We start from the raw sequence: 21,956 nt of genomic DNA, 5'->3' as shown, positions 1-21,956 counted from the left end.
ACTGAGGAAGCGGCTTTTTATTTTCTAAAAAACAATTACTCTTTTGCCTTGATTACTACCTTTTTCAAAATCCAAGTGAGATTGCTTAACATCATTTAAATTAAATTGATATTTTTGACTAATGTTTACTTTAAGTTTGTCGTTACTATACAAATCAATCAATTTTTCTAAAGTGTCTTGTGACAAGTCACCAAAAGCATAAGTAGCCGTAATTCCATATGCAGTAGCCTTTACTTTACTTGGCATTCCATTGACTGAAACAAGTCGACCACCCTTTTTAATAATTTGATAGCTAGATTTTAAGGTTTTAGGCCCAGTTAAATTAACTACTAAATCCAAATCATTAACCAACTTACTAAAATCTTGCGTTTGATAATCAATTACTTGGCCTGCTCCTAAAGACATTAAATAATCTTTATGCTTTGCTTTTGCTGTTGTAATAACATAGGCGCCAAAATCTTTGGCTATTTGAATAGCCATCGTACCAACTCCGCCAGCTCCACCATGAATCAAGACTTTTTGTCCCTTTTTTATTTCACCATTATTTACAACTGCGCTCCAAGCCGTAGCAGCTTCTAGTTCAAATGCTCCTAAAGGTACAAGGTCCAAATCATCGGGAACTTTGGCTACTGAATCAGTCTCGTTCAAGACCAAAAATTCAGCATAAGTCCCATTTTTTGAAAAACCAATTACATGATCACCAACTTTAAACTTAGTAACTGAGGCTCCAACTTCTGAAACAACTCCAGAAAAATCTTGACCTAACATGTGAGGTAAAGTTGGTCTCATTTCTTTTGGCATAGTAGGAAAAGGGCCACTTTTTCTCATCACTACATCGGGATCATTTACTCCAATAGCAGCCGTTTTAACTAAAATTTGATCAGGTTTTAGATTCGGTTTTGAAACTTCAATTTCTTTCATTACATCTACAGAACCATAAGCGTCAACAATAATTTTCTTCATTAAAAATATTTCTCCTAACCTTTTGTATCGGTTCACTATACAATATACAAATAATTTTAAATAGTACTAATAAGTTTAATAGCTACTATCTTTTTAGATTGTAATGAACGATATCAGTACTTATGGCTGAGTGAATTCTGAATTTATTTTTGATTATCTTGTTCGTACTCTATCGCAAATTTTTCTAAAGCATCGAGTACAGGAATAAATTTTTTACCCATTGCTGTTAATGAATATTCAACCTTAGGTGGAACTTGTGGATAAACTTCCCGGTGAATTAAACCATAATTTTCTAAAATTCGTAATTCTTTAGTCAAATAAGCCTGTGTTACCATCGGCATTTTACGATTTAGTTCGCCAAATCGAAGAGTGGACTGACTGAGAAAATATAAAATCACGGTTGTCCATTTACCTTTAATAATATCTTTGATTCCAGCGACTGGACAATCTAAAAAGCTTTTATCTGAATTTTCTTGTTTTAACATCTTCAATACCTCTCTTTTTTGAAAGTACATGCTTTGTAAAGTATACGCAGATATTATCATTATTTAAATAAAAATCACTTGAGCTGATTTTATTCAGGTTAAATGATTGGAACAATTAAATTATAGATTATTAGAATTTACATAGCCATCAATCCAAAAACTGTTCCTGACTTGGTCAAGCAAAGTAACTAAAGTCTTTGGTAAGCCGTCAATATTAGGAATAGTTGAAATTGATCTTTATAATCATTAATAACAAATTAACAAGTAAAAAAGCATCCCATAATAATTATGAGATGCTTCCAATCAATTTATAAATTAATTATTTTTCAATGAAATTCAAGGCTTCTAACAAGCAATCATCTGCTTGAGAGAAATCGCCTACCTTATCCATAAAGGCATGAATCATACCATTATATCTAATGTAAGTAATATCGCCACCAGCTAACTTCATTTTGTTGTAAAAAGCCTCACCTTGTAAACGCAATGGATCAAACTCACCCACCATAAATAAAGTCTTCGGCATTTTTTTCAAGAGACTCTCAGGTGCATTCAGAGGTGACAAATACATGCTTTCAGAATCATTACTCTTAATATACCAATCGTTAATCATTTTTTGACTACCATTAAAATTATTAATAAAAGTATCGATTTCTTTAGCATCTTTTTTAGCAGCTAATTGTTTAGGTGAATCAAAATACTTTCTTCTAGCAGAATCATTTCCTTGATAAGTTACTGGATACAAAGTGATGGCCTTATCAACATAATTTGTTCCAAGTTGTCGATCCAACAGAGATACACTATAAGTCAAATTACCACCTGCAGAATCACCCATGACAGTAATCGTTGAAATATTAAGTTTTTTCTTGTTAGTAGCCAGATAATTCAAAACATTATAACTATCGATCAATCCTTGTGGATAAGGATTTTCAGGACCCAATCCATAATCGACCGAAACCACCTTAACCTGTCCATAATCAGCTAAAGCTTCGCAGGGAAACTCGACATTATCCAAACTGCCACCAATGAAACCACCACCATGAATAAATAGAATCGTCGGCAAAATTTTTGTCTGCAAATCTTCTTGAACATAACTTCTAACCTTGACTCCTTGAAAGACTTGATTCTCAATGTTTAACTTGTTTATCAAAGTGTGATTGGCTTTCTTCCATCCCATTGAAGATCTGATTTCGTCAACATTAACATCTTGTTCAACCTCGCTTCCAAATGAACCAGTGTTAGTTTGTTTAATAGAATCTTCAAGCTCATCTTTTGCCTTAGGATCCAAGTACCCTTCTGAATCCATTCCTGGAACTAATTTCATTTGATAATCTGTATTTAAAACATTAACCTTTTTCATTAATTGCAATTTATTACTTAACAACTTTTTTCACTCCTTGAACAAATTTTTGGTATACATAAACCAATCCAGAAAGAACAAATAAGATAGCAAATCCATATGAACAAACTTTCATGTTGACATCTGGAGTAGTTGATCCAAACAAACTTGATAAATAATTAATTAAAGTTGGCGATAAGAAAACTCCAACATTAGTAAAAATCAACATAATTGACGATGCTAAATTTTTAGACCCAGCTGGTGCAACTGTATTAATAATTGTATAAATAAAGGGAATAACAATTGCAAATCCAAGGCCGATAATTACTGTACCAACTGTAATCATAGTTAAAGAACTTGCGCTAGCTAAAACTAAAAATCCAACTGACATTAGAAAGAAACCAATAATTAAAGTTAAATTTTTCAAAACTTTATGGACAAATCCATAAACAAAACCAACGAGCATTGAAACTAAGGTGAACCCTCCTAAAATAGTTGCTGCTTGGCTGGCAGTGCCAATTCCTTTATAATCCAACAAATTAGCCAATTTAACAGTTACAACCATAAAGAAAACATAGACAAAGAACGTCAAAACAGAAATCAACAAAACTTCCCAATTTATTTTTTGATGGACTTTTTGAGCAGATGATGTCTTTTCTACTTTGACATCAGGGATTACTAAACTAAAAATAATTAAAATTGGTAAAGCTATTGCATAAATCCAGAATGTAGCGTGCCATCCAAAAATCAACAAATAACCAACTAAAAAGGATAAAATCGAACTTCCTAGAGAACTGACAGAACTTTGAAATCCCATCATTGTTGACATTTCATCTCCATGATAAAAATCTGAAATCATACTAATAGCTAAAGAATTGAAAAATCCAATCCCGACCCCAAAAAGAAGTCTAGAGCTCAAAACCAAATAATAATTATTCGAGAAAACTGGAGTAACACCAAATATTAGTGCAATCAATAAACCCAAAATAACTGTTTTTTTCTGACCTAAATAATTAACTAAAATACTACTCAGAAAAATACCAATAATAATACCTACATTAGGAATCGTTGAAATAGTTTCAATAGCTGAATCCGATTGTCCAACAAAGGTTTTACTCATCAAGGGTATTGCAGCTGCAATGTTTGGTGCAGCCATCAATAACATTGAAATAGATAACAAAGCGATTTTAAAAATAAATGACTTTGAATTGACTTTTGTCAAAATTATCAACTCCTTCTTTTTAAAGAACAAGTTAATAATATTATGTAATCGCTTACTGTAAACGTTTTATCTTAACCTATTTTCAGTCAATTACTGACCTTTTTAAATCTAATCGATATTTTCCTGGTGTTTTTTGGTAACTTTTTTGAAATAACATTCGAAAGGCTTTAGGATTAGGAAAACCCACTAAATCAGAGATGGAATCAATCGTTTTATTAGTATTCGTCAACATTTCAAATGCTTTAATCAAACGAACCAAGTTAACATATTTCATGATGCTAGTTCCCATTTGCTTTTTGAATACTCTCGATAAATACCCTTCACTTAAATGAACATTATGAGCAATTTTAGAAACACTTAATTTTTCATTACTGTGCTGGTCAATAAACGTAATGACTTTTGATAGCTTATTTAGAATCGGTGGCGTTACAATATTAGGCCTGTTTTGACGTTTGGTAGCTAAATAATTTACTAAATCTAATAGAATTTGATAGATATCACGCTTCAAGAATAAATTTTTATTTTTAGATAATTTAGTATCTTTAAAATATTGATATAAATGTTTTTCTACGATTGTTTTTTCTTTGGAATTGGGTGAAATTAGCCAAAGACCATCAAGCTGTGAAATCTCCTTTTTCAAAAATTCATATGGTAATAAAAAGGTTAAAGACAATGTATTTTGCTTAACTCCAAGTGGCTGAACTGAATGGATTTCATTCGAGTTAATTACCACTAAGTCACCACTTTGAACAATTATCTCTTCGCCACTAACAACAAATTTTGCCGCACCATCAACAATATAATCGATTTCTACTGCCAGATGCCAATGACGTAAAACTGTTTGCGCTTCAATATTTTTAGTGTGGACAACCAATTTAACCGGAATTTTATTCGTAAGTACTTGCTCATGACGATACATAATTTCTTCTCCTAATAAAAAAATCGTGATTACTCATCACGATTATCTTACTATTTAGCTTTATTATTTAAAACAAATACTCCAAATCACTGGCGTCAGTAGGATAAGCCATAATCTGCTTAGTAACATCCTCATGCGTCATCTTATCTTTAATAGCCATAGTCAACAAATTAATCAAGCTATCAGCTTCACTGCTCAAAACAGTGGCACCAATGATCTGGTCTTCATTATTCAAAACAATTCTAATTTCAGCTTTAGGTTCATTAGTCCGGTGATAAGTAAACCAACTAGTAACATCTTGATCAACGACTTTAGCACCATCTTTAGCGCCTACTTCGGCCAACTTGGGACTGCCATAAACCGTTGTTGGAATCAATGGAAATTCAATATCATCTGAAGTCTTACCCAAAATAACGTCATCGACATAATTTGCTTCAAAACCTGCTACTGGGGTCAATTTAGGCTGTTTTGTCGAAACAACATCCCCAATGGCAAAGATTTTATCGTTACTTGATTGCAATTTACCATTAACAATCACACCGTGACGATCAACTTTGACGTTAGCTTTTTCAATATCCAAGGCATCAACGTTAGGTATCCGTCCTGTTGCACCAAAGACTAAATCAGTCGTCAATTCAAAATCATCCGCTTTAATGATATATTTGCCATCTTTTGCTTCAATCGACTTAGTATCGATATTGAAATTGAAATCAACGCCTTTATTTTCCAATTGCTTAACTAATTCCAAAGCATATTTTTCATTGAATCCTTTTAATGGATGGTCATTATGATGGACAACATGCACTTTAGCACCAGTTGCGTTAGCAATTGTTGCTAGTTCAAAGGCAATATAACCGGCACCAATAATCGTGATGTCTTCTGGCATTTTATTCAATGACAAGAAGTCGGTACTTGATAACAAGAGGTTTTTCCCGGGGATATCCAAATAACTTGGACGTTGCCCGGTCGCAATGATGAAGTGGTCGGCTTGGTAATTTTCGCCATTAACAGTCAACTCATTTTCAGAAACGAACTTGGGCTGGCCATCGATTGCCATAATCCCTGCTTTAACGATTCCTCCACGGCTGCCACGAGAAACGGGATCTGTGAAGGTTTCTTTAAATTCTTCTATCTCTTTCCAATTTAAGTAAGGAACGTCTGAAAAGCCCTTATTTTGCAACTGAAGTACTTTATCACGTGCTTCAACTCCTGCAATGAAGACTTTTTTAGGATCACAGCCCCGATTAGGACAAGTTCCACCCCAGAGGTTATTTTCAATCACGGCTACTTTTTGGCCGCTGCTCTTCAATTTATAAGCAGCTGCAAGTCCGCCAGGGCCGGCACCAATGATAATCGAATCAAATTTTTCCATAAGAATTCCTCCAATTAAAAAAACGCTTATAATGTATTCACTAATTACATTATAAGCGTTTTCTTATTTTTTACTGTCTTCTTTGCCTCGATTGAGATTCAAGACTGACATGAAGGCTTCCTGAGGAATCGAAACTTTTCCGACTTCCTTCATCCGTTTCTTACCTTCTTTTTGCTTGTTCAACAGCTTATCACGACGAGTTCTGTCACCACCATAGAGTTTAGCAGTAACATCCTTACGATAAGCTTTCACGTTCGAACGAGCGACAACCTTGTTCCCAACTGCAGCTTGAATTGGAATTTCAAACATTTGACGTGGAATAACTTCTTTCAAACGAGCCACGATATCACGACCACGCTTTTGCGCAAAGTCTTTATGGACGATAAAACTCAAAGCATCGACTGGTTCGCCATTCAACAAGATATCCATTTTGACCAATTGACTTGGTAAATAATCTTCCACTTCGTAATCAAGTGAAGCGTAACCTTTAGTATTCGACTTCAAATCATCGAAGAAATCGAAGATAATTTCGAGTAGCGGCAACTTGTAAATAACGTTCACACGATATTTATCCAAGTAGTCCATCGTTACGAACTCGCCACGTTTTCTTTGACAAAGCTCCATAACTGGACCCACGAAGTCTTCTGGTACCATGATTTCGGCACGGACATAAGGTTCACGAACTTCTTTGATTTCTGAAGCATCTGGTAACTCGGAAGGGTTATCGACGATGATCTCTTTGCCATCGTTAGTTGTGACATGATAGTCAACTGAGGGCGAAGTTGTAATCAATTCAAGATTAAAATCACGTTCCAAGCGTTCTTGAACGACATCCATGTGTAATAGTCCTAAGAAACCACAACGAAAACCAAAGCCCAAAGCTTCAGAAGTTTCTGGCTCGAACTCTAACGCTGCATCATTTAATTGCAGCTTTTCCAAAGCTTCGTGTAAATCTTCATATTTAGCATTATCAACTGGATATAAACCAGCAAAGACCATTGGCTTACTCTTGCGATAACCAGTCAAAGGTTCATCAGTTGGATTACTTGCTAAAGTAACCGTATCACCAACTTGAGTTTCTCGAACTGACTTGATACTAGCGGTGATATAGCCAACATCTCCTGCCATCAAGTAGTCGCGTTTAACGGCCTTAGGCGACATAACACCAACTTCTGTGACTTCAAAGGTCTTCTTATTGCTCATCAATTCAATCGTGTCTCCGACCCTTACAACGCCTTCACGGACCCTTACATCTAAGACGACGCCACGGTAACTGTCATAAACAGAATCAAAGATTAAAGCCTTCAATGGTTTATCCAAATCGCCGGTAGGTGCTGGAACGTCAGAAACGATTCTTTCAAGCAATTCGTCAACGCCAACACCAGTTTTAGCACTCATCAAAATTGATGATCCAGCATCGATACCAATCATTTCTTCAATCTCTTCTTTGACCTTATCGGGTTCAGCTGATGGCAAATCGATTTTATTGATAACTGGCACGATTTCCAAATCGTTATCAATTGCCAAATAGGCATTAGCTAGCGTTTGTGCTTCAACACCTTGAGCGGCATCGACAACTAATAAAGCTCCTTCACAGGCAGCCAGAGAACGTGAAACTTCATAAGAGAAGTCGACGTGTCCCGGTGTGTCGATCAGATGGAAGATATAAGTCTTGCCATCCTTTGCTTCATATTCTAGTTCTACCGCGTTTAACTTAATAGTAATCCCACGTTCACGTTCCAAATCCATATCATCCAGGATCTGTGCTTTCATTTCACGTTTAGATACAGTCTTAGTTTTTTCCAAAATTCGATCGGCAATGGTTGATTTACCATGGTCGATATGCGCCACGATAGAAAAATTACGAATTCTTTTTTGTCTTTCTTTTAACTTATCAAGATCTAAATCCATAAATTATTCCCTTCTATCAGATATTTTCTCATTCTTTCTATTTTACACTATTGTACCGTGATGTTCTAGATAGCAAAAAAGAAGAAGCTTCTCACTTCTTCTTTTAAGAGCTTATTCGCCTTTAAAGGCATCTTTTACTTTATTGAAAAAATTGCTATCTTTTTCTTTGACCTTGTCGCCACCGGCTTCAGCAAACTTCTTCAAAGCACTTCTTTGTTCGCTGGATAATTTACGAGGTGTAACGATATTAACTGTTACCTTTTCGTCACCGATACTCTTGCTATTCAAAACTGGAGCACCTTTGCCACGCAATCTGAATGTTGTTCCTGTTTGAGTACCACTAGGAACATTCAATTCAACTGGTCCGTGAACTGTATTGACTTTAATCTTATCTCCCAAAGTTGCTTGAGGGAAACTGATATTTACTGAGGCGTAGATTGTAGCGCCGTCACGTCTGAACTCTTTACTTGGAGCGACGTGGAAAACGATATACAAATCACCGTATGGTCCACCGTTAGTTCCGGCTTCACCTTGGCCATCTAAGCGCATTTGTTGTCCGTCTTCAACACCGGCTGGCACAGTAACCTTGAGTTCATGCTTTTCATTTACCTTACCTGAACCGTGGCAAATATTGCACTTTTCTTTGATTTCCTTACCAGTACCATTGCAGACATCACAGACAACTCGAGTACGCATACGACCAAGTGGAGTTTGACGATCAACTTCAACATAACCTGAACCGTGACATTTTGAACAAGTTTGTGGATGTGTTCCAGGTTTGGCACCAGAACCGCCACAAGTTGAACATTCTTCTTCACGATTGTAGGAAATATTAGTCTTTTTACCAAAGACTCCTTCTTCAAAAGTTAGATCCATCCGATATTGTAAGTCAGAACCTTGTCTAGGGGCATTAGGATTTTGACGAGCACCGCCGCCGCCGCCAAAGAATTGACTGAAAATATCTTCGAAACCGCCGAACTGATCTCCGGAAGCTCCGCCACCGAAGCCGCCAAATCCACCTTGGCTGCCATTTATTCCAGCAGAACCATATTGATCATATTGAGCACGTTTTTGAGGATCCTTTAAAATCTCATAAGCCGCATTTACTTCCTTGAACTTATCTTCAGCATCAGGAGCCTTATTGATATCAGGGTGATACTTCTTAGAAAGTTTCCGGAAGGCTTTTCTTATCTCATCATCAGAAGCGTTTTTATCAACGCCTAGTACATCATATGGATTTCTATCTGCCATTAAATCACCTTTATGTGACAGGACATTTTTGTCCTATTCCTTTTTAACGCTCAAAAGAGCAGTTATTATTTTACTATACCATAACTGGCTTTAGTAATTAAACCACTGCTCTTTATCACAATAATTAATAATTTTGATTATTTCTTATCTTTATCAGGATCTACTTCTGAGAAGTCGCCATCAACGGTATTGTCGTCGCCTGACTTCTTGCCATCAGTTGAGTCCTTGCCAGTTGCGTCTTTGTCGCCGCCAGCTTTTTGTTGTGCTTGTTGAGCTTGTTGATAAAGTTTTACAGATAAGTCTTGAACGATCTTATTCAAATCGTCACGTTTCTTCTTCATGTCTTCAAGATCGCCAGAGTCTTGAGCTTTCTTCAAAGCGTCACGAGCATCTTGAGCTTTCTTGATTTCATCGTCAGAAACCTTACCCTTAACGTCTTTTAGAGTCTTATCAGTTGCGAACAATGTTTGTTCAACATCATTTTTAACATCGACTTCTTCCTTACGCTTGTTATCTTCTTCTTCGTTTTCCTTAGCTTCTTTCATCATCTTGTCGATTTCTTCATCGCTCAAGCCTGATGAACTCTTGATAGTAATCTTTTGTTCCTTGTTGGTACCCATATCCTTAGCAGAAACATTAACGATACCATTCTTATCAATATCGAATGTAACTTGGATTTGTGGTACGCCACGAGGTGCAGCAGGAATATCTGTCAATTGGAAACGACCTAAGGTCTTGTTATCTGCAGCCATTGGACGTTCACCTTGTAAGACGTGAATATCAACAGCATTTTGGTTATCAGCAGCAGTTGAGAAGACTTGTGACTTGCTTGTTGGAATTGTAGTATTTCTATCGATTAACTTAGTGAATACTCCACCCATTGTTTCAATACCTAATGAAAGTGGTGTGACATCAAGTAGAACAACGTCTTTAACATCACCAGAGATAACACCACCTTGGATAGCAGCACCTAAAGCAACAGCTTCATCAGGGTTGATTGAGTGATCTGGTGTCTTGCCAGTCCACTTAGCAACAGCATCTTGAACAGCAGGAATACGTGTTGAACCACCGTTTAAGATAACCTTGTCGACATCAGCGTTTGTTAAGTTGGCATCTTTAAGAGCACTGTCAACTGGGACCTTAGTTCTTTCAACAAGATCTGATGTTAATTCATCGAACTTAGCACGTGTCAAAGTTTCTTCCAAGTGAAGTGGGCCATTGTCGCCAGATGAGATAAATGGAAGACTGATTGATGTTTGAGCAACACCTGACAAGTCCTTCTTAGCTTTTTCAGCAGCATCCTTTAATCTTTGCAATGCCATCTTGTCTTGACTCAAGTCAACGCCATTCTTAGCCTTGAATTGAGCAACTAGCCAGTCGATGATCTTTTGGTCAAAGTCATCACCACCAAGATGTGTATCACCATTTGTTGAAAGTACTTCGAAGACTCCGTCACCTAATTGAAGGATAGAAACATCAAATGTACCACCACCAAGGTCATAAACAAGAACTTTTTCGTCACCCTTGTCATTATCAAGACCATAAGCAAGTGCTGAAGCTGTTGGTTCGTTAACGATACGTTGAACGTTTAGACCAGCAATCTTACCAGCATCCTTAGTAGCTTGTCTTTGTGAATCGTTGAAGTATGCAGGAACTGTGATAACAGCATCTGTAACTTTTTCACCAAGATAATCTTCTGAGAACTTCTTGATATGTTGCAAGATGAATGCTGAAATTTCTTGTGGCGTATATGATTTACCAGCTACAGTAACTTTGTAATCTGCTTCACCCATGTGACGCTTGATAGATGAAATTGTATCAGGATTTGTGATAGCTTGTCTCTTAGCAACTTCACCAACTTGGATTTCACCATCTTTGAAAGCAACAACTGAAGGAGTTGTTCTTGCGCCTTCTGGATTAGTGATAATCTTTGGAGAGCCACCTTCAAGAACGGCTACAGCAGAGTTTGTAGTACCTAAATCAATACCAATAACTTTTGACATAAACCTAAACCTCTTTTAATTTTATATTATTAAATTTATTAACTTTATTATTGTGCTACAACGACCATTGCTGGACGAAGCACACGATCTTCTAATTTATAACCCTTTTGCAAAACTTGAACGACTGTATCCTTTTGATGTTTGTCATCAGCGGGAACAGTTTGAACGGCTTGACTTGATGCTGGGTCAAATTTTTCACCAGCATTATCGATTACAGTCACATGATTATCTTTGAGAGCTTTCATCATATGTTGTTGCACCATTTCGATACCCTTCTTTAGTTGCTTGCTAGATTCATCATCAGCTTTAACATCTAGGGCACGTTCAAGATTATCGATCACTGGAAGAATTTCAGTTGCCAATTTTTGACCGTCATACTTCAGAATGCCAGCAACTTCTTTCTTATGACGATTATTCATATTTTGAATTTCAGCTTGGCTTCTTAAGAATTTATCTTCCAAATCCCCATTCTTTGCCTTCAGATCTTTTATCTCTTGATCCTTAGGATCTTGATGAGCATTTTCTTTCTTAGCTGATTTCTCAGTTGCCTTATCAGTCTTTGAAGTATCCTTTGCAGCTGTTTTTTCTGCTGTATCTTTTGCAGTAGACTTTTCTGCAGTTTCTTTTGACTTCAAATCTTGATTTTTTTCTTTATCTGCCATTGCTTCCTCCTAATTTCAAGAATCATCATACCTTGAGTAATAGTCAATCAATCGTTTGGCTAATTCAACTCTGAATTCTCCTAACAATCCAATCAGTTGTGAATAATGCATTGTTGTCGGACCAAGTAACGCAATTACACCTTTACCATGGTGACCAACATCGTAGTTCGCTGTAATGATACTATAATTCTTTAAAGCATCGCTACCTAATTCACTACCGAGACGAACTTTGATGCCGTCATCACTAATACTTGGGTCCAATAACTTTCTTAAATCATTACTTTGATTGATAATCGAGAATAACGACTGAACTTGCGATAGATCATCATTGTTAGCGTAATTTAACAGGTTCAATTGCCCATCGACGTAATACTTCTCTGAGCCAGCTTTCTTAAACAGTTGATCCATCATATCTAACAGACCGCTAGTTGAGTACATGTACTCGGAAAGAATTGCTGGAACATCGTTATGCAACATCCTAATAACTTTTGGCAAGGGTTGTCCAACCAATTTGTCATTAACGATATTGACGATTTTTTCAATCAGTGAAGTATCAAAATCATCATCAATTGTATAAATATTATTCTCAACATTATTATCACTTGTGACAATGATTGCCATAAGTTGGTGTGGATTCAAAGGCACGATTCTAAATCCCGTTAAGAGAATCGAACTGCTCTCTGGACCCAAGGTGATTGCTGTATAACTTGTAAGATGAGACAGAATCTTTGCGGATTGTTCAATGATATCACCGATTTGATGATAAGTTTTCCCAAAGTCCTCATCGATTCTTTGTGCAATATCTTGCGGTACACTAGTTGGTTGCACCAAATTATCAAGATAATAGCGGTATCCCATCGCTGAAGGAATTCTTCCTGAAGAAAGATGAGTTTTCTCGAGATAGCCCACTTCTTCAAGAACTGCCATTTCATTTCTGATTGTCGCAGAACTTACATGGAACGGTAATTCATTCATCAATGTCTTCGAACCAACCGGCTGGCCGGTATCTGTAAATATGCGCACGACTTCTCTCAAGATTGCATCTTGACGTTGTGATAGCATTATACCGTCCTCCTTTTTAGCACTATTCATACCTAAGTGCTAACAATGTAAAATATAACAATCTATCCTATTAGTGTCAAGTATGCAAGCTTATTTTTCAAAATTATTTCCATTTTTATTTTAAACAAGAGTTTATAATGATATTCAGAAGTAAAAATCGATTAGAGAGGTTCAAAATATTGAAAAATCAAATCATTGGCGTCAAATTTTTGACTACTTCAGATTATCAAGATTTAATTGAAACACCAAGTTTACTTTCATTAACAGCTGGCAAAACCTATGCCTATATCAGTACCGGTTTTAAAGTTCACGTTGATGATCTCGTAATCGTACCTAATAGTGGTTATAATCAAACGCCTGTGGTCTGCGCAGTCGTAACTAATGTCGATTATCAAGCTGGATTAGAATTCGCTAAAAAGCCAATTTTAGCCGTCATCCCTCAAGAACAGATTTACCAAGTTGAGGAATATTCTAAAGAAGTGTATACGCAACTTAGAAAGCGTGAAACAATTGCTGAAGAACTTGACGACGCTTATCAAAGAATCAAAAAACGCAAGGAAATCGAAAAATTGGCACAAGACGATCCTAACCTGAAATCACTGTTAAGAAAGCTCGATAAACAGGATCGAATAATCGAACAGCTGCATCCCGTCGTTTACGGCAAACTTACTTTTAAAAATTCAGACAACAATCAAAAAGGAAACTCGGATGATAATCAATAATTTATCCTTGTTTCCTTTTTTTATAGAATTTCAATTGAATTTTTCTTGTCTAATTCTAATTGTGCAATCAAACCTTCTGCTCCAGAGAATTTGATTTCACCACGTAAGTATTTGACCCACTCTACACTCACGTGTTTTCCATAAATATCACGATCAAAGCCAAAAATATTGGTTTCAACAGTTATTCCCGTATTTTCTTTAAAGGTTACATTGTAGCCAACAGAAGTCATCGATTTATACCAAACGCCGTCAACCTTGATTCTCGTCGCATAAACCCCAATTGAAGGCAGAACTTGGTCGCCATCAACAGCAATATTAGCTGTCGGAAAGCCTAAGGTCCTGCCCCTTTGCAGTCCGTGAATTACAGTTCCCTGATTTTGGTAATTGTAACCTAAAAATTCATTGGCCATTGCAATTTTATCGCTAGTAATGAATCTCTTGATGGCACTTGAACCAATCTTTTGATTATTGATCAACTGTTCAGGAACCGTCACAGTTTCAAAACTATTGCGGGCATAATTTGGCAAATTAGCCATATTGGCAATATCTTTTTTCCCATAAGTATAATCAAAACCTGCGACAACATATTTGGCCTTTAAATCAATCATATATTGGTCAACGAATTCTTGTGGTTTTAATTTAGCAAACGCTTCACTGAATTTAACAAAATATAGATAATCGACTCCTAATTTTTCAACCAACTCAGCTTTTCGCTTTGGCGTCGATAAATACTTAAAATTCTTTTCATGTTGATAAACCGTTCTTGGTGAACGATCAAACGTTAAGAGGATGGACTTTAGGTTATGTTCCTTAGCCAATTCGACTCCAGTTTTAATAACTTTTTGATGACCCAGATGAACGCCATCAAAAAAGCCCATGATTAAAACTGTATCTTCAAGCGGACGTTGCTTTTCTTGCAACGGATGCTCTACGTTTATAATCTGCATTTTTACCCTCTTTTACTTATTGTTCAATAACATTAAATCAGGAATCCACATATCCCTTACTTTATCATACTTGTAAAGAGCCTTAGTTATACCTTGACGTGTGACACGTAGCTGCTTTGTTTTATCTGAATCAATTTTTTCTAAAAAGCCACCGTGCAAGACGCGGACTTCCCACTCTTCATCTGTCAATTCATGACTAGGAACGTCTTTTAGGACTTCGTCGATTGTCTTCAAAAAGCTGTGATCATTATTGTCCATCATTTCTCTGATTTGGCCTAAGGTAAAGGTCTCTGATAGTTTGAAGCCAGCACTCTTAACACGAGTCAATTGTGACATAAAGGCCGGCATATCAAGTATTCGGCCGAATTCAACTGCTAAAGTCCGGACATAAGTCCCTTTGGAACAGCGGACGTGAAACTTGATTTTTTGATAACCAGTTGCTTCATCGAATTCCGGTTCACCGACCATTTGAAAATCATAGATATGGATTTCTCGCACTGGACGTTCAACTTCAATACCTGCGCGTGCATATTCGTACAGTTTCTTACCCTTGACTTTGACGGCCGAAAACATTGGTGGAATCTGTTTAATATCACCTGTCATTTTGGCAAAAGTCTCTTGTAATTGTTCCTTTGTAAATGGCTGCGTCAACTTATGCTCTTTTACTGTTTCGCCTTCCCGGTCTTCAGTGGTCGTTGACTTACCTAAAGTGATTTCCCCGTCGTATTCTTTCGGCGTCCCCGTTAAAGTATTCACTAATTTAGTCGCTTGTCCGACACAAATTGGCAAAACTCCATCGACCAAAGGATCCAGTGTTCCTGTGTGGCCAATTTTTTTCGTATACAATATTTTTCTTAATTTATAAACATAATCAGAACTTGTTTGACCAATTTCTTTATTTAATGGAATTACTCCGTCCATATTAAATCTCCATCTCGTGATAATATCATAGACAATTTTACTAGTCTTTTTTAACAATAGGAAGATATTCTTCTCTAAAAGTAAACTAGCAATGTCAAATTAGGTGCTTTCTTAAGTTAGGTTAATACTAGTCCATTCTACTTTATGGACGCTGAAACGTACTGGACACAACCTAAAATTAATTCCATAACCTTGTACTGAGCATCCACAAAACTGTCACTACCGACCAGATAACGTCACATATTGCTTATTCCAAGCGATTACCAATCAAAAACATAACCACTATCTAGTCCGGCATGACGCACTAACCAAAATCTACATAATACTAAAAATACTACTAACCCCTAAGGAAATTAGTAGTATCTTTGTTCAATTTAAGACTTAGAAATTAACGATTTGCTTCGTCTTGATGTAACTTAGCAATCAACTTATCAATCTTTTCACCATAACGAACAGATTGATCTTGTTTAAATTCAAGTTCAGGAACCTTAAACAAAGTTAGATTTTGACCTAATTCACGTCTAATAAGTCCAGTGGCTTTATCTAAACCTGCTTGTGTCTTTTCAACGTCGCTAGCTTTTTCAGAAAGGATACTGTAATAGATAGTTGCTTGTTGCAAGTCCCCTGTCATCTCAACACCAGTAACCGTCACACCTTGAACTCGTGGATCACGAACTCGTTTTAAAAGAATCTCGTTGACTTCTTTTTGAATCTCTTGTTCAACACGACCAATACGATGCTTTACCATGTTGTACCTCCATTAATACTTTTTATTACTATTTGAAAACTCAATAGTTTACTTGTCGCTTTTTTATTCATCACTGCTTGATTATATCACATTCAAGCTGAAAATCTTTTCTTCCAAATTGGAATTGATTTCAAAAAAATAAAGTCAAAATGTTTTTTAAAACATAATGGCTTTATTTGATTTATTAGCTTTATTTAACTGGAACTTGTTCCATTACGTAAGCTTCGATTTCGTCACCAATCTTAATATCGTTGTAGTTTTCGATTGTGATACCACATTCGAATCCAGCACGAACTTCTTTGACGTCATCTTTGAAGCGTTTGAGTGAACCAAGCTTGCCTTCGGTGATAACAATACCATCTCTGACAAGTCTTACGCCACTGTCACGTTCAATCTTACCGGTGTTAACGTAACAACCAGCAATAGTTCCGACCTTAGATGCGTTGTATGTTTCACGAACTGAAAGATTACCAATAACTTTTTCTTCGTAAACAGGTTCAAGCATACCCTTCATGGCAGCTTCAACTTCATCGATAGCCTTATAGATAACTCTGTGAAGACGGATATCAACATTTTCATCCTTAGCTTGTACTTTAGCTTGAGCAGTTGGACGAACATTAAATCCAATGATGATAGCGTTACTTGCAGAAGCTAAGTTAACATCACTTTCAGTAATAGCACCAACGGCTTGGTGAATAATATTGACACGAACGCCCTTAACTTCAATCTTCTTCAAACTTCCGGCAATGGCTTCAGCAGAACCTTGAACATCGGCTTTAATAATAACGTCGACTTGTTTAAGTTCTCCTTCTTTCATTGTTTCGAATAAGTTGTCAAGTGTAACAGGGTTAGTATTTTGACGTTCTTTTTGAAGAGCACGACTAGCACGTTCTTCACCAGCTGCACGAGCTGTCTTTTCATCGTCGAAGACAACGAACTTATCAGCTGATTCAGGAACATCATTTAGACCTGTAACCTCAATTGGTTGTGAAGGCTTAGCCTTGTCGATTTCTTTACCATTGTAATTAGTCATGGTTCTGACACGACCAAAGGTATTACCAACAACGATTGGATCTCCGACATGCAATGTACCTTGTTGTACCAATAGTGATGCAACTGGTCCACGGCCCTTATCAAGTTTAGCTTCGATAACAGTACCGATAGCCTTTTGCTTAGGATTTGCCTTCAATTCCAAAACATCAGCTTCAAGCAAGATCATTTCCAACAATTCATCGATGTTTGTACCGACTTTAGCAGAAATATTAACAAAAATCGTATCGCCACCGTAACTTTCAGGAACTAAGTCATACTTCATCAATTCTTCAGTTACGTGTTCAGGATTTGCACCTGGCTTATCAATCTTATTGATCGCTACGATAATTGGGTCATTTGCGGCCTTAGCATGGTTGATAGCTTCAACTGTCTGTGGCATAACGCCATCATCAGCAGCGACAACTAGGATAACGATATCAGTGATATCAGCACCACGAGCACGCATGTTAGTAAAGGCAGCGTGTCCTGGAGTATCCAAGAATGTAATCAAGCGGTCCTTTAAACGAACTTGGTAAGCACCGATATGTTGAGTGATACCACCAGCTTCGCCGGCAGTAACATGAGTATGTCTCAAGTGATCAAGCAAGGTTGTCTTACCATGATCAACGTGACCCATGATTGTTACTACTGGAGGACGACTTTCAAGGTTTTCTGTTGTATTAACTTCAGCATCGAAGTACTTGTCGATATCGGCAACATCTTCTTGAACCTTTTCTTTAGCATCGATTCCATAATCAGTTGCCAAAAGTTCAATTGTATCCTTATCCAAGGACTTGTTTTGGTTGATCATGATACCAAGCATGAACAACTTCTTAACAATTTCAGCTGGTTCTCTGTGAATCAACTTACCAATATCTTGAGCGTTCATACCAACGGTGTAAACCAATGTATCTGGTAATGGACGATCTTTTCTTTGTGGCATTGGCTTCTTTGGTTCAGTTCTTTGACGTTGTTGACGTTTGCGAGCTTTCTTCTTCTTACGAGTACCAAATGGGTTAGCCAAGTTTTGTTTATGACCGAAATCACGATTATTATTCGTTGGTTTTGGCTTCTTGTATTCTGGTTTTGGAACATTTACCTTAGCGACAGTTGATTTAGGAGTTTCCTTCTTAGCAGCTGTATTGTTATTGTTTCCTGGTCTTCTGTTTTGGTTATTATTATTGCTATTACGGTTATTATTGTTGTTATGGTTATTGTTTCTATTAAAGTGGTTCTCATTGTTGTTAGGACGGTGATTGTTCTTATGGTTGTTATCGTTATTACGATTGTTAGAACGATTATTGTTATTTCTAGTTGGGTGACTAGGAATGTGACTAGCATCTTGGATATTAGTCTTAAATTGTTCTAGATACTTATTACCTGCACTTTGTCTTGGACGTGGAGCTTGTCCTTGTACAGTTGAACGATCACGTCGGTTATTATTGTTACGATTGCGGTTATCACGTGATTGTGATGGACGGTGGTCATTTCTTCTATTATCGTTTGAGCGATTGTTGTTATTATTGCGATTATTATTATTGTTGCTGTTGTTGTTATTGTTGTTACGATTGTTATTATTGCGCTCATTACGATTATTATTGGCATTATTATTATTGCCATTGTTTGGACGGTGGTTATTATTGCTGTTTGGACGATTACTGTTGGATGTGTGATTGTTGTTACGATGGTCAAAGTGACCCTTACCCTTATTAGCATCTCTTCTTACAGCAGTAATCTTAATCTTAGTCTTATGATCACCTGAGTTGTGATTACTACTTTCGTGTTTTTCACCTGAAGATTTAGGTGCATGCTGTGCACTGTGTTGTTGAGTCATGTTTTGTTTGGCAGGCTTCTTGTTACCTTTCAAACTACTTACGATTTTCTTTTCAACACTTTCATCTACTGATGACATATGGTTCTTAACGTCGATACCTAATTTTTCTGCGGCATCGAGTACTACTTGATTGTCAACACTATTTTCTTTTGCAATAGTATAAATTCTTTTTTTGACCATCCTATCACTCTCCTTAATTGTCCATAATTTCTTTTAACCTTTTAGCAAAACCTTGATCAGTTACTCCCATAACTTTTCTGTCTTTTCCAATAGCCTTTTTTAATTCATCATCATTCAATGTATCTACCACAGGTACATTATAATAACTAGCTTTATTGTGCAAATCTTTTTTTGTTCGTGGACTACAATTATTTGCCATGACCACTAATTTAACTTCATTCTTACGAATGCCATCAATTGTGAACTCAGTTCCACTAACTACTTTACGAGCTCTGACAGCTAGACCCAAAAGGTTTAAAAAGTTATTCATTAGTGTTTCTTGCCTAAATCACCAAAGAGGTCCATACGAGCTTTTTGATGATCGACGAATTCAAACAATTCATCATAAAAATCACTCGGAACAGCATGTGAAAAAACTTTTTCTAATGATTTCTTTGATTTAGCTTCCTTAACGGCTTTTGGATCTAGTCCTACATAAGCACCGCGACCGGGCTTTTTGCCAGTTGGATCTATTGAAATGTTGCCTTCTTTATCTTTGACAATTCTAACCATTTCTCTTTTGGGATACATCTTGTTGGTCAAAATATCTTTACGCATTGGTATCTTACGAGTTGCCAAATCCATCACCCCTTAATCTTGTGAGTCTGTGTTATCTGAATCTTTGTCGTCTGTATCTGTATCTTCTGAATCAGCTGTTGTATCTGTTGAATCATCAGTTGTTTCATCTGAATCGTCAGCAGCTGGATTCTTTGCGTCATCAGCATTAGCCGCATTTTCACGAGTCTTGTCGATATCGATTTTGCCGCTTTCAACATCCTCAAGGTTAACGTCTTGATCGTTATCATCAACGAACTCAACTTGAGACTCTGGTTTGATATCAATCTTATAACCAGTTAACTTAGCAGCTAAACGAGCATTTTGACCCTTCTTACCAATAGCTAGCGATAAGTGGTAGTCAGGCACGATTACGATACATTGTTTCTTATCATTTTCATCAAATTGAACAGCAATGACTTCAGCTGGGTTCAAAGCATTAGCAATGAAATCAACTGGATCATCGACATAAGGTACAACATCGATGTTTTCGCCATTTAATTCATCAACAACTGCTTGGACACGCGAACCCTTTGGACCAACGCAAGTACCCACTGGATCAACGTCAGGATTATCTGACTTAACAGCAATTTTTGTTCTGTCGCCAGCTTCACGGGCAATCGAAACGATTTCAACTGTTCCATCATATATTTCTGGAACTTGTTGTTCAAATAGACGTTTGACCAAACCTGGGTCTGTTCTTGATACGAAGACTTGTGGTCCTTTGGTAGCATTTTCTACCTTAGTAACATAAACTCTGATTCTATCACGAGAGTTATATGTTTCGCCAGGCATTTGGTCTGCTTTTGGCATAACTGTTTCAATTTTACCGTAAGTAATATAGACATAGCGATTATCGCTACGTTCAACAGTACCTTGAATTATTTCATGTTCATATTGACTATATTCATTATAAATGATATCGCGCTCAGCTTCACGTACTCGTTGCATAATTACTTGTTTTGCAGTTTGAGCAGCAATTCTACCAAAATCCTTTGGAGTAACTTCTTCTTTGATATGATCGCCGATTTCATAACCCTTGCTCTTTTGTTGGGCATCTTCAAGACTAACTTCTAAACGGTCGTCAGCTACTTCTTCAACAACTTCTTTAACCGCATAAACATGTATATTACCCTTTTTAGCATCAAATTCAACATCAACATTTTGAGCTTGGTTATAATTTCTCTTATAAGCGGCAACTAGAGCAGCTTCTAATGATTCAATTACGTATTCTTTTTTAATACCCTTTTCGCTTTCAAGTGCATCAAGGGCCTCAACCATTTCTTTACTCATGATTTTCTCCTTAGAATTCTATTGCAAGACGAATCTTAGCGATGTTGTCACGACTAAGCTCCACTTGCTTCTTTAAATTCTTAACTTTAACGATCAAAGTTATCTTGGTATCCGTTACCTCAGTCATTGTTCCTTCAAAAGCCTTTTGACCATCTTGTTTTTGATAAAGAGAAGCATGAACATAATCGTCAACATAGTCAGTTAAACTAGCATCATTTTTCAAGGGACGTTCAGCACCTGGAGATGAAACTTCTAAATAATACGCTGGTTCGATTGGATTCAATTCATCCAATTTTTCACCGTATTCTTCACTGATGACGGCACAATCATCGATACTGATTCCGCCTTTTTTATCTGCATACACTCTTAAATACCAATCTCCGCGTTCGTGTACGAACTCTAAATCAACTAAAAAGAAATCATGTTGATCTAAGATTGGCTGTAAAATGGCTTTTAATTCTTCAACTTTTGTATCCAAGGACATTCCTCCAAAGTAATT

The 21,956-nt window shown here is 36.7% G+C and carries 20 protein-coding genes; 1 reads left to right on the top strand and 19 read right to left on the bottom strand.

The annotated features are described in order from the left end of the window. Positions 1 to 24 precede the first annotated feature (24 nt). The 11 genes from FHL06_RS01820 to hrcA all read right to left on the bottom strand — a co-directional run bounded on the left by FHL06_RS01820 (position 25) and on the right by hrcA (position 13,186). Positions 25 to 963, bottom strand: a complete 939-nt coding sequence (locus FHL06_RS01820; protein ID WP_153384543.1) for an NADP-dependent oxidoreductase — start codon at positions 961 to 963, stop codon at positions 25 to 27. A 143-nt stretch (positions 964 to 1,106) separates the two neighbouring features. After that, positions 1,107 to 1,448: a winged helix-turn-helix transcriptional regulator gene (locus tag FHL06_RS01815; protein ID WP_153384542.1), complete on the bottom strand. Its 342-nt coding sequence runs from the start codon at positions 1,446 to 1,448 to the stop codon at positions 1,107 to 1,109. A gap of 319 nt (positions 1,449 to 1,767) precedes the next feature. Further along, positions 1,768 to 2,829: an alpha/beta hydrolase gene (locus FHL06_RS01810; protein WP_153384541.1), complete on the bottom strand. Its 1,062-nt coding sequence runs from the start codon at positions 2,827 to 2,829 to the stop codon at positions 1,768 to 1,770. Further along, a complete protein-coding gene (locus FHL06_RS01805; RefSeq protein ID WP_153384540.1) occupies positions 2,819 to 4,006 on the bottom strand; it encodes an MFS transporter in 1,188 nt (395 codons plus the stop codon). The genes FHL06_RS01810 and FHL06_RS01805 overlap by 11 nt, the downstream gene beginning before the upstream one ends. An 82-nt stretch (positions 4,007 to 4,088) precedes the next feature. Further along, entirely contained in the window at positions 4,089 to 4,925 is an 837-nt protein-coding gene (locus FHL06_RS01800; RefSeq protein ID WP_153384539.1) for an AraC family transcriptional regulator, read from the bottom strand. 67 nt (positions 4,926 to 4,992) lie between these two features. Next, positions 4,993 to 6,297: a dihydrolipoyl dehydrogenase family protein gene (locus tag FHL06_RS01795; RefSeq protein ID WP_153384538.1), complete on the bottom strand. Its 1,305-nt coding sequence runs from the start codon at positions 6,295 to 6,297 to the stop codon at positions 4,993 to 4,995. 63 nt (positions 6,298 to 6,360) lie between these two features. Then, positions 6,361 to 8,208, bottom strand: a complete 1,848-nt coding sequence (gene lepA / locus FHL06_RS01790) for a translation elongation factor 4 (protein ID WP_153384537.1) — start codon at positions 8,206 to 8,208, stop codon at positions 6,361 to 6,363. A 111-nt stretch (positions 8,209 to 8,319) separates the two neighbouring features. Further along, positions 8,320 to 9,459: a molecular chaperone DnaJ gene (gene dnaJ, locus FHL06_RS01785; RefSeq protein WP_153384536.1), complete on the bottom strand. Its 1,140-nt coding sequence runs from the start codon at positions 9,457 to 9,459 to the stop codon at positions 8,320 to 8,322. A gap of 137 nt (positions 9,460 to 9,596) precedes the next feature. Further along, positions 9,597 to 11,462 (bottom strand): molecular chaperone DnaK, encoded by a 1,866-nt coding sequence (gene dnaK, locus FHL06_RS01780; protein ID WP_153384535.1) that lies wholly within the window; start codon positions 11,460 to 11,462, stop codon positions 9,597 to 9,599. A gap of 47 nt (positions 11,463 to 11,509) precedes the next feature. Next, the gene (gene grpE / locus FHL06_RS01775; RefSeq protein WP_153384534.1) at positions 11,510 to 12,124 is read right to left on the bottom strand and encodes a nucleotide exchange factor GrpE; all 615 of its coding nucleotides are present in this window, start codon (positions 12,122 to 12,124) and stop codon (positions 11,510 to 11,512) included. A 15-nt stretch (positions 12,125 to 12,139) separates the two neighbouring features. After that, positions 12,140 to 13,186, bottom strand: coding sequence for a heat-inducible transcriptional repressor HrcA (gene hrcA / locus FHL06_RS01770; RefSeq protein ID WP_153384533.1), 1,047 nt, complete (start codon positions 13,184 to 13,186; stop codon positions 12,140 to 12,142). 179 nt (positions 13,187 to 13,365) lie between these two features. Here hrcA and FHL06_RS01765 point away from each other — a divergent pair, with 179 nt between their 5' ends. Further along, positions 13,366 to 13,908, top strand: coding sequence for a hypothetical protein (locus FHL06_RS01765; protein WP_153384532.1), 543 nt, complete (start codon positions 13,366 to 13,368; stop codon positions 13,906 to 13,908). Positions 13,909 to 13,928: 20 nt separating this feature from the next. On the opposite strand, the gene ribF is transcribed toward FHL06_RS01765, so the two are convergent. The 8 genes from ribF to rimP all read right to left on the bottom strand — a co-directional run bounded on the left by ribF (position 13,929) and on the right by rimP (position 21,941). Next, the gene (ribF, locus tag FHL06_RS01760) at positions 13,929 to 14,855 is read right to left on the bottom strand and encodes a riboflavin biosynthesis protein RibF (RefSeq protein WP_153384531.1); all 927 of its coding nucleotides are present in this window, start codon (positions 14,853 to 14,855) and stop codon (positions 13,929 to 13,931) included. A gap of 12 nt (positions 14,856 to 14,867) precedes the next feature. Continuing rightward, a complete protein-coding gene (gene truB / locus FHL06_RS01755) occupies positions 14,868 to 15,776 on the bottom strand; it encodes a tRNA pseudouridine(55) synthase TruB (protein ID WP_153384530.1) in 909 nt (302 codons plus the stop codon). A 388-nt stretch (positions 15,777 to 16,164) separates the two neighbouring features. Beyond that, the gene (gene rbfA, locus FHL06_RS01750; RefSeq protein ID WP_153384529.1) at positions 16,165 to 16,524 is read right to left on the bottom strand and encodes a 30S ribosome-binding factor RbfA; all 360 of its coding nucleotides are present in this window, start codon (positions 16,522 to 16,524) and stop codon (positions 16,165 to 16,167) included. A gap of 190 nt (positions 16,525 to 16,714) precedes the next feature. Next, positions 16,715 to 19,570 carry a translation initiation factor IF-2 gene (gene infB, locus FHL06_RS01745; RefSeq protein WP_153384528.1) on the bottom strand — a complete coding sequence of 952 codons (2,856 nt, stop codon included), beginning with the start codon at positions 19,568 to 19,570 and terminating at the stop codon, positions 16,715 to 16,717. A 13-nt stretch (positions 19,571 to 19,583) separates the two neighbouring features. Continuing rightward, positions 19,584 to 19,880 (bottom strand): L7Ae/L30e/S12e/Gadd45 family ribosomal protein, encoded by a 297-nt coding sequence (locus FHL06_RS01740; RefSeq protein WP_153384527.1) that lies wholly within the window; start codon positions 19,878 to 19,880, stop codon positions 19,584 to 19,586. Beyond that, on the bottom strand, positions 19,880 to 20,188 hold the full coding sequence (gene rnpM, locus FHL06_RS01735) for an RNase P modulator RnpM (RefSeq protein ID WP_192917936.1): 309 nt from the start codon (positions 20,186 to 20,188) through the stop codon (positions 19,880 to 19,882). The genes FHL06_RS01740 and rnpM overlap by 1 nt, the downstream gene beginning before the upstream one ends. Before the next feature lie 12 nt (positions 20,189 to 20,200). Continuing rightward, positions 20,201 to 21,457 (bottom strand): transcription termination factor NusA, encoded by a 1,257-nt coding sequence (gene nusA, locus FHL06_RS01730; protein WP_153384525.1) that lies wholly within the window; start codon positions 21,455 to 21,457, stop codon positions 20,201 to 20,203. Positions 21,458 to 21,467: 10 nt separating this feature from the next. Further along, on the bottom strand, positions 21,468 to 21,941 hold the full coding sequence (gene rimP, locus FHL06_RS01725) for a ribosome maturation factor RimP (RefSeq protein WP_162853729.1): 474 nt from the start codon (positions 21,939 to 21,941) through the stop codon (positions 21,468 to 21,470). Between the last annotated feature and the right edge of the window lie 15 nt (positions 21,942 to 21,956).

The organism is Companilactobacillus halodurans (assembly GCF_009600985.1).
GTDB classification, from domain to species: Bacteria; Bacillota; Bacilli; order Lactobacillales; family Lactobacillaceae; genus Companilactobacillus; species Companilactobacillus halodurans.
This window is presented reverse-complemented; position numbering and strand designations above follow the sequence as displayed.

Excerpts from the sequence above, each read along its gene's own strand:
- hrcA (WP_153384533.1), bottom strand. The coding sequence starts at position 13,186 with ATGCTATCACAACGTCAAGATGCAATCTTGAGAGAAGTCGTGCGCATA.
- FHL06_RS01795 (WP_153384538.1), bottom strand. The coding sequence starts at position 6,297 with ATGGAAAAATTTGATTCGATTATCATTGGTGCCGGCCCTGGCGGACTT.
- rbfA (WP_153384529.1), bottom strand. The coding sequence starts at position 16,524 with ATGGTAAAGCATCGTATTGGTCGTGTTGAACAAGAGATTCAAAAAGAA.
- dnaJ (WP_153384536.1), bottom strand. The coding sequence starts at position 9,459 with ATGGCAGATAGAAATCCATATGATGTACTAGGCGTTGATAAAAACGCT.
- ribF (WP_153384531.1), bottom strand. The coding sequence starts at position 14,855 with ATGCAGATTATAAACGTAGAGCATCCGTTGCAAGAAAAGCAACGTCCG.
- FHL06_RS01815 (WP_153384542.1), bottom strand. The coding sequence starts at position 1,448 with ATGTTAAAACAAGAAAATTCAGATAAAAGCTTTTTAGATTGTCCAGTC.
- infB (WP_153384528.1), bottom strand. The coding sequence starts at position 19,570 with ATGGTCAAAAAAAGAATTTATACTATTGCAAAAGAAAATAGTGTTGAC.
- rimP (WP_162853729.1), bottom strand. The coding sequence starts at position 21,941 with ATGTCCTTGGATACAAAAGTTGAAGAATTAAAAGCCATTTTACAGCCA.
- dnaK (WP_153384535.1), bottom strand. The coding sequence starts at position 11,462 with ATGTCAAAAGTTATTGGTATTGATTTAGGTACTACAAACTCTGCTGTA.
- truB (WP_153384530.1), bottom strand. The coding sequence starts at position 15,776 with ATGGACGGAGTAATTCCATTAAATAAAGAAATTGGTCAAACAAGTTCT.
- FHL06_RS01800 (WP_153384539.1), bottom strand. The coding sequence starts at position 4,925 with ATGTATCGTCATGAGCAAGTACTTACGAATAAAATTCCGGTTAAATTG.
- FHL06_RS01740 (WP_153384527.1), bottom strand. The coding sequence starts at position 19,880 with ATGAATAACTTTTTAAACCTTTTGGGTCTAGCTGTCAGAGCTCGTAAA.
- lepA (WP_153384537.1), bottom strand. The coding sequence starts at position 8,208 with ATGGATTTAGATCTTGATAAGTTAAAAGAAAGACAAAAAAGAATTCGT.
- FHL06_RS01820 (WP_153384543.1), bottom strand. The coding sequence starts at position 963 with ATGAAGAAAATTATTGTTGACGCTTATGGTTCTGTAGATGTAATGAAA.
- nusA (WP_153384525.1), bottom strand. The coding sequence starts at position 21,457 with ATGAGTAAAGAAATGGTTGAGGCCCTTGATGCACTTGAAAGCGAAAAG.
- grpE (WP_153384534.1), bottom strand. The coding sequence starts at position 12,124 with ATGGCAGATAAAGAAAAAAATCAAGATTTGAAGTCAAAAGAAACTGCA.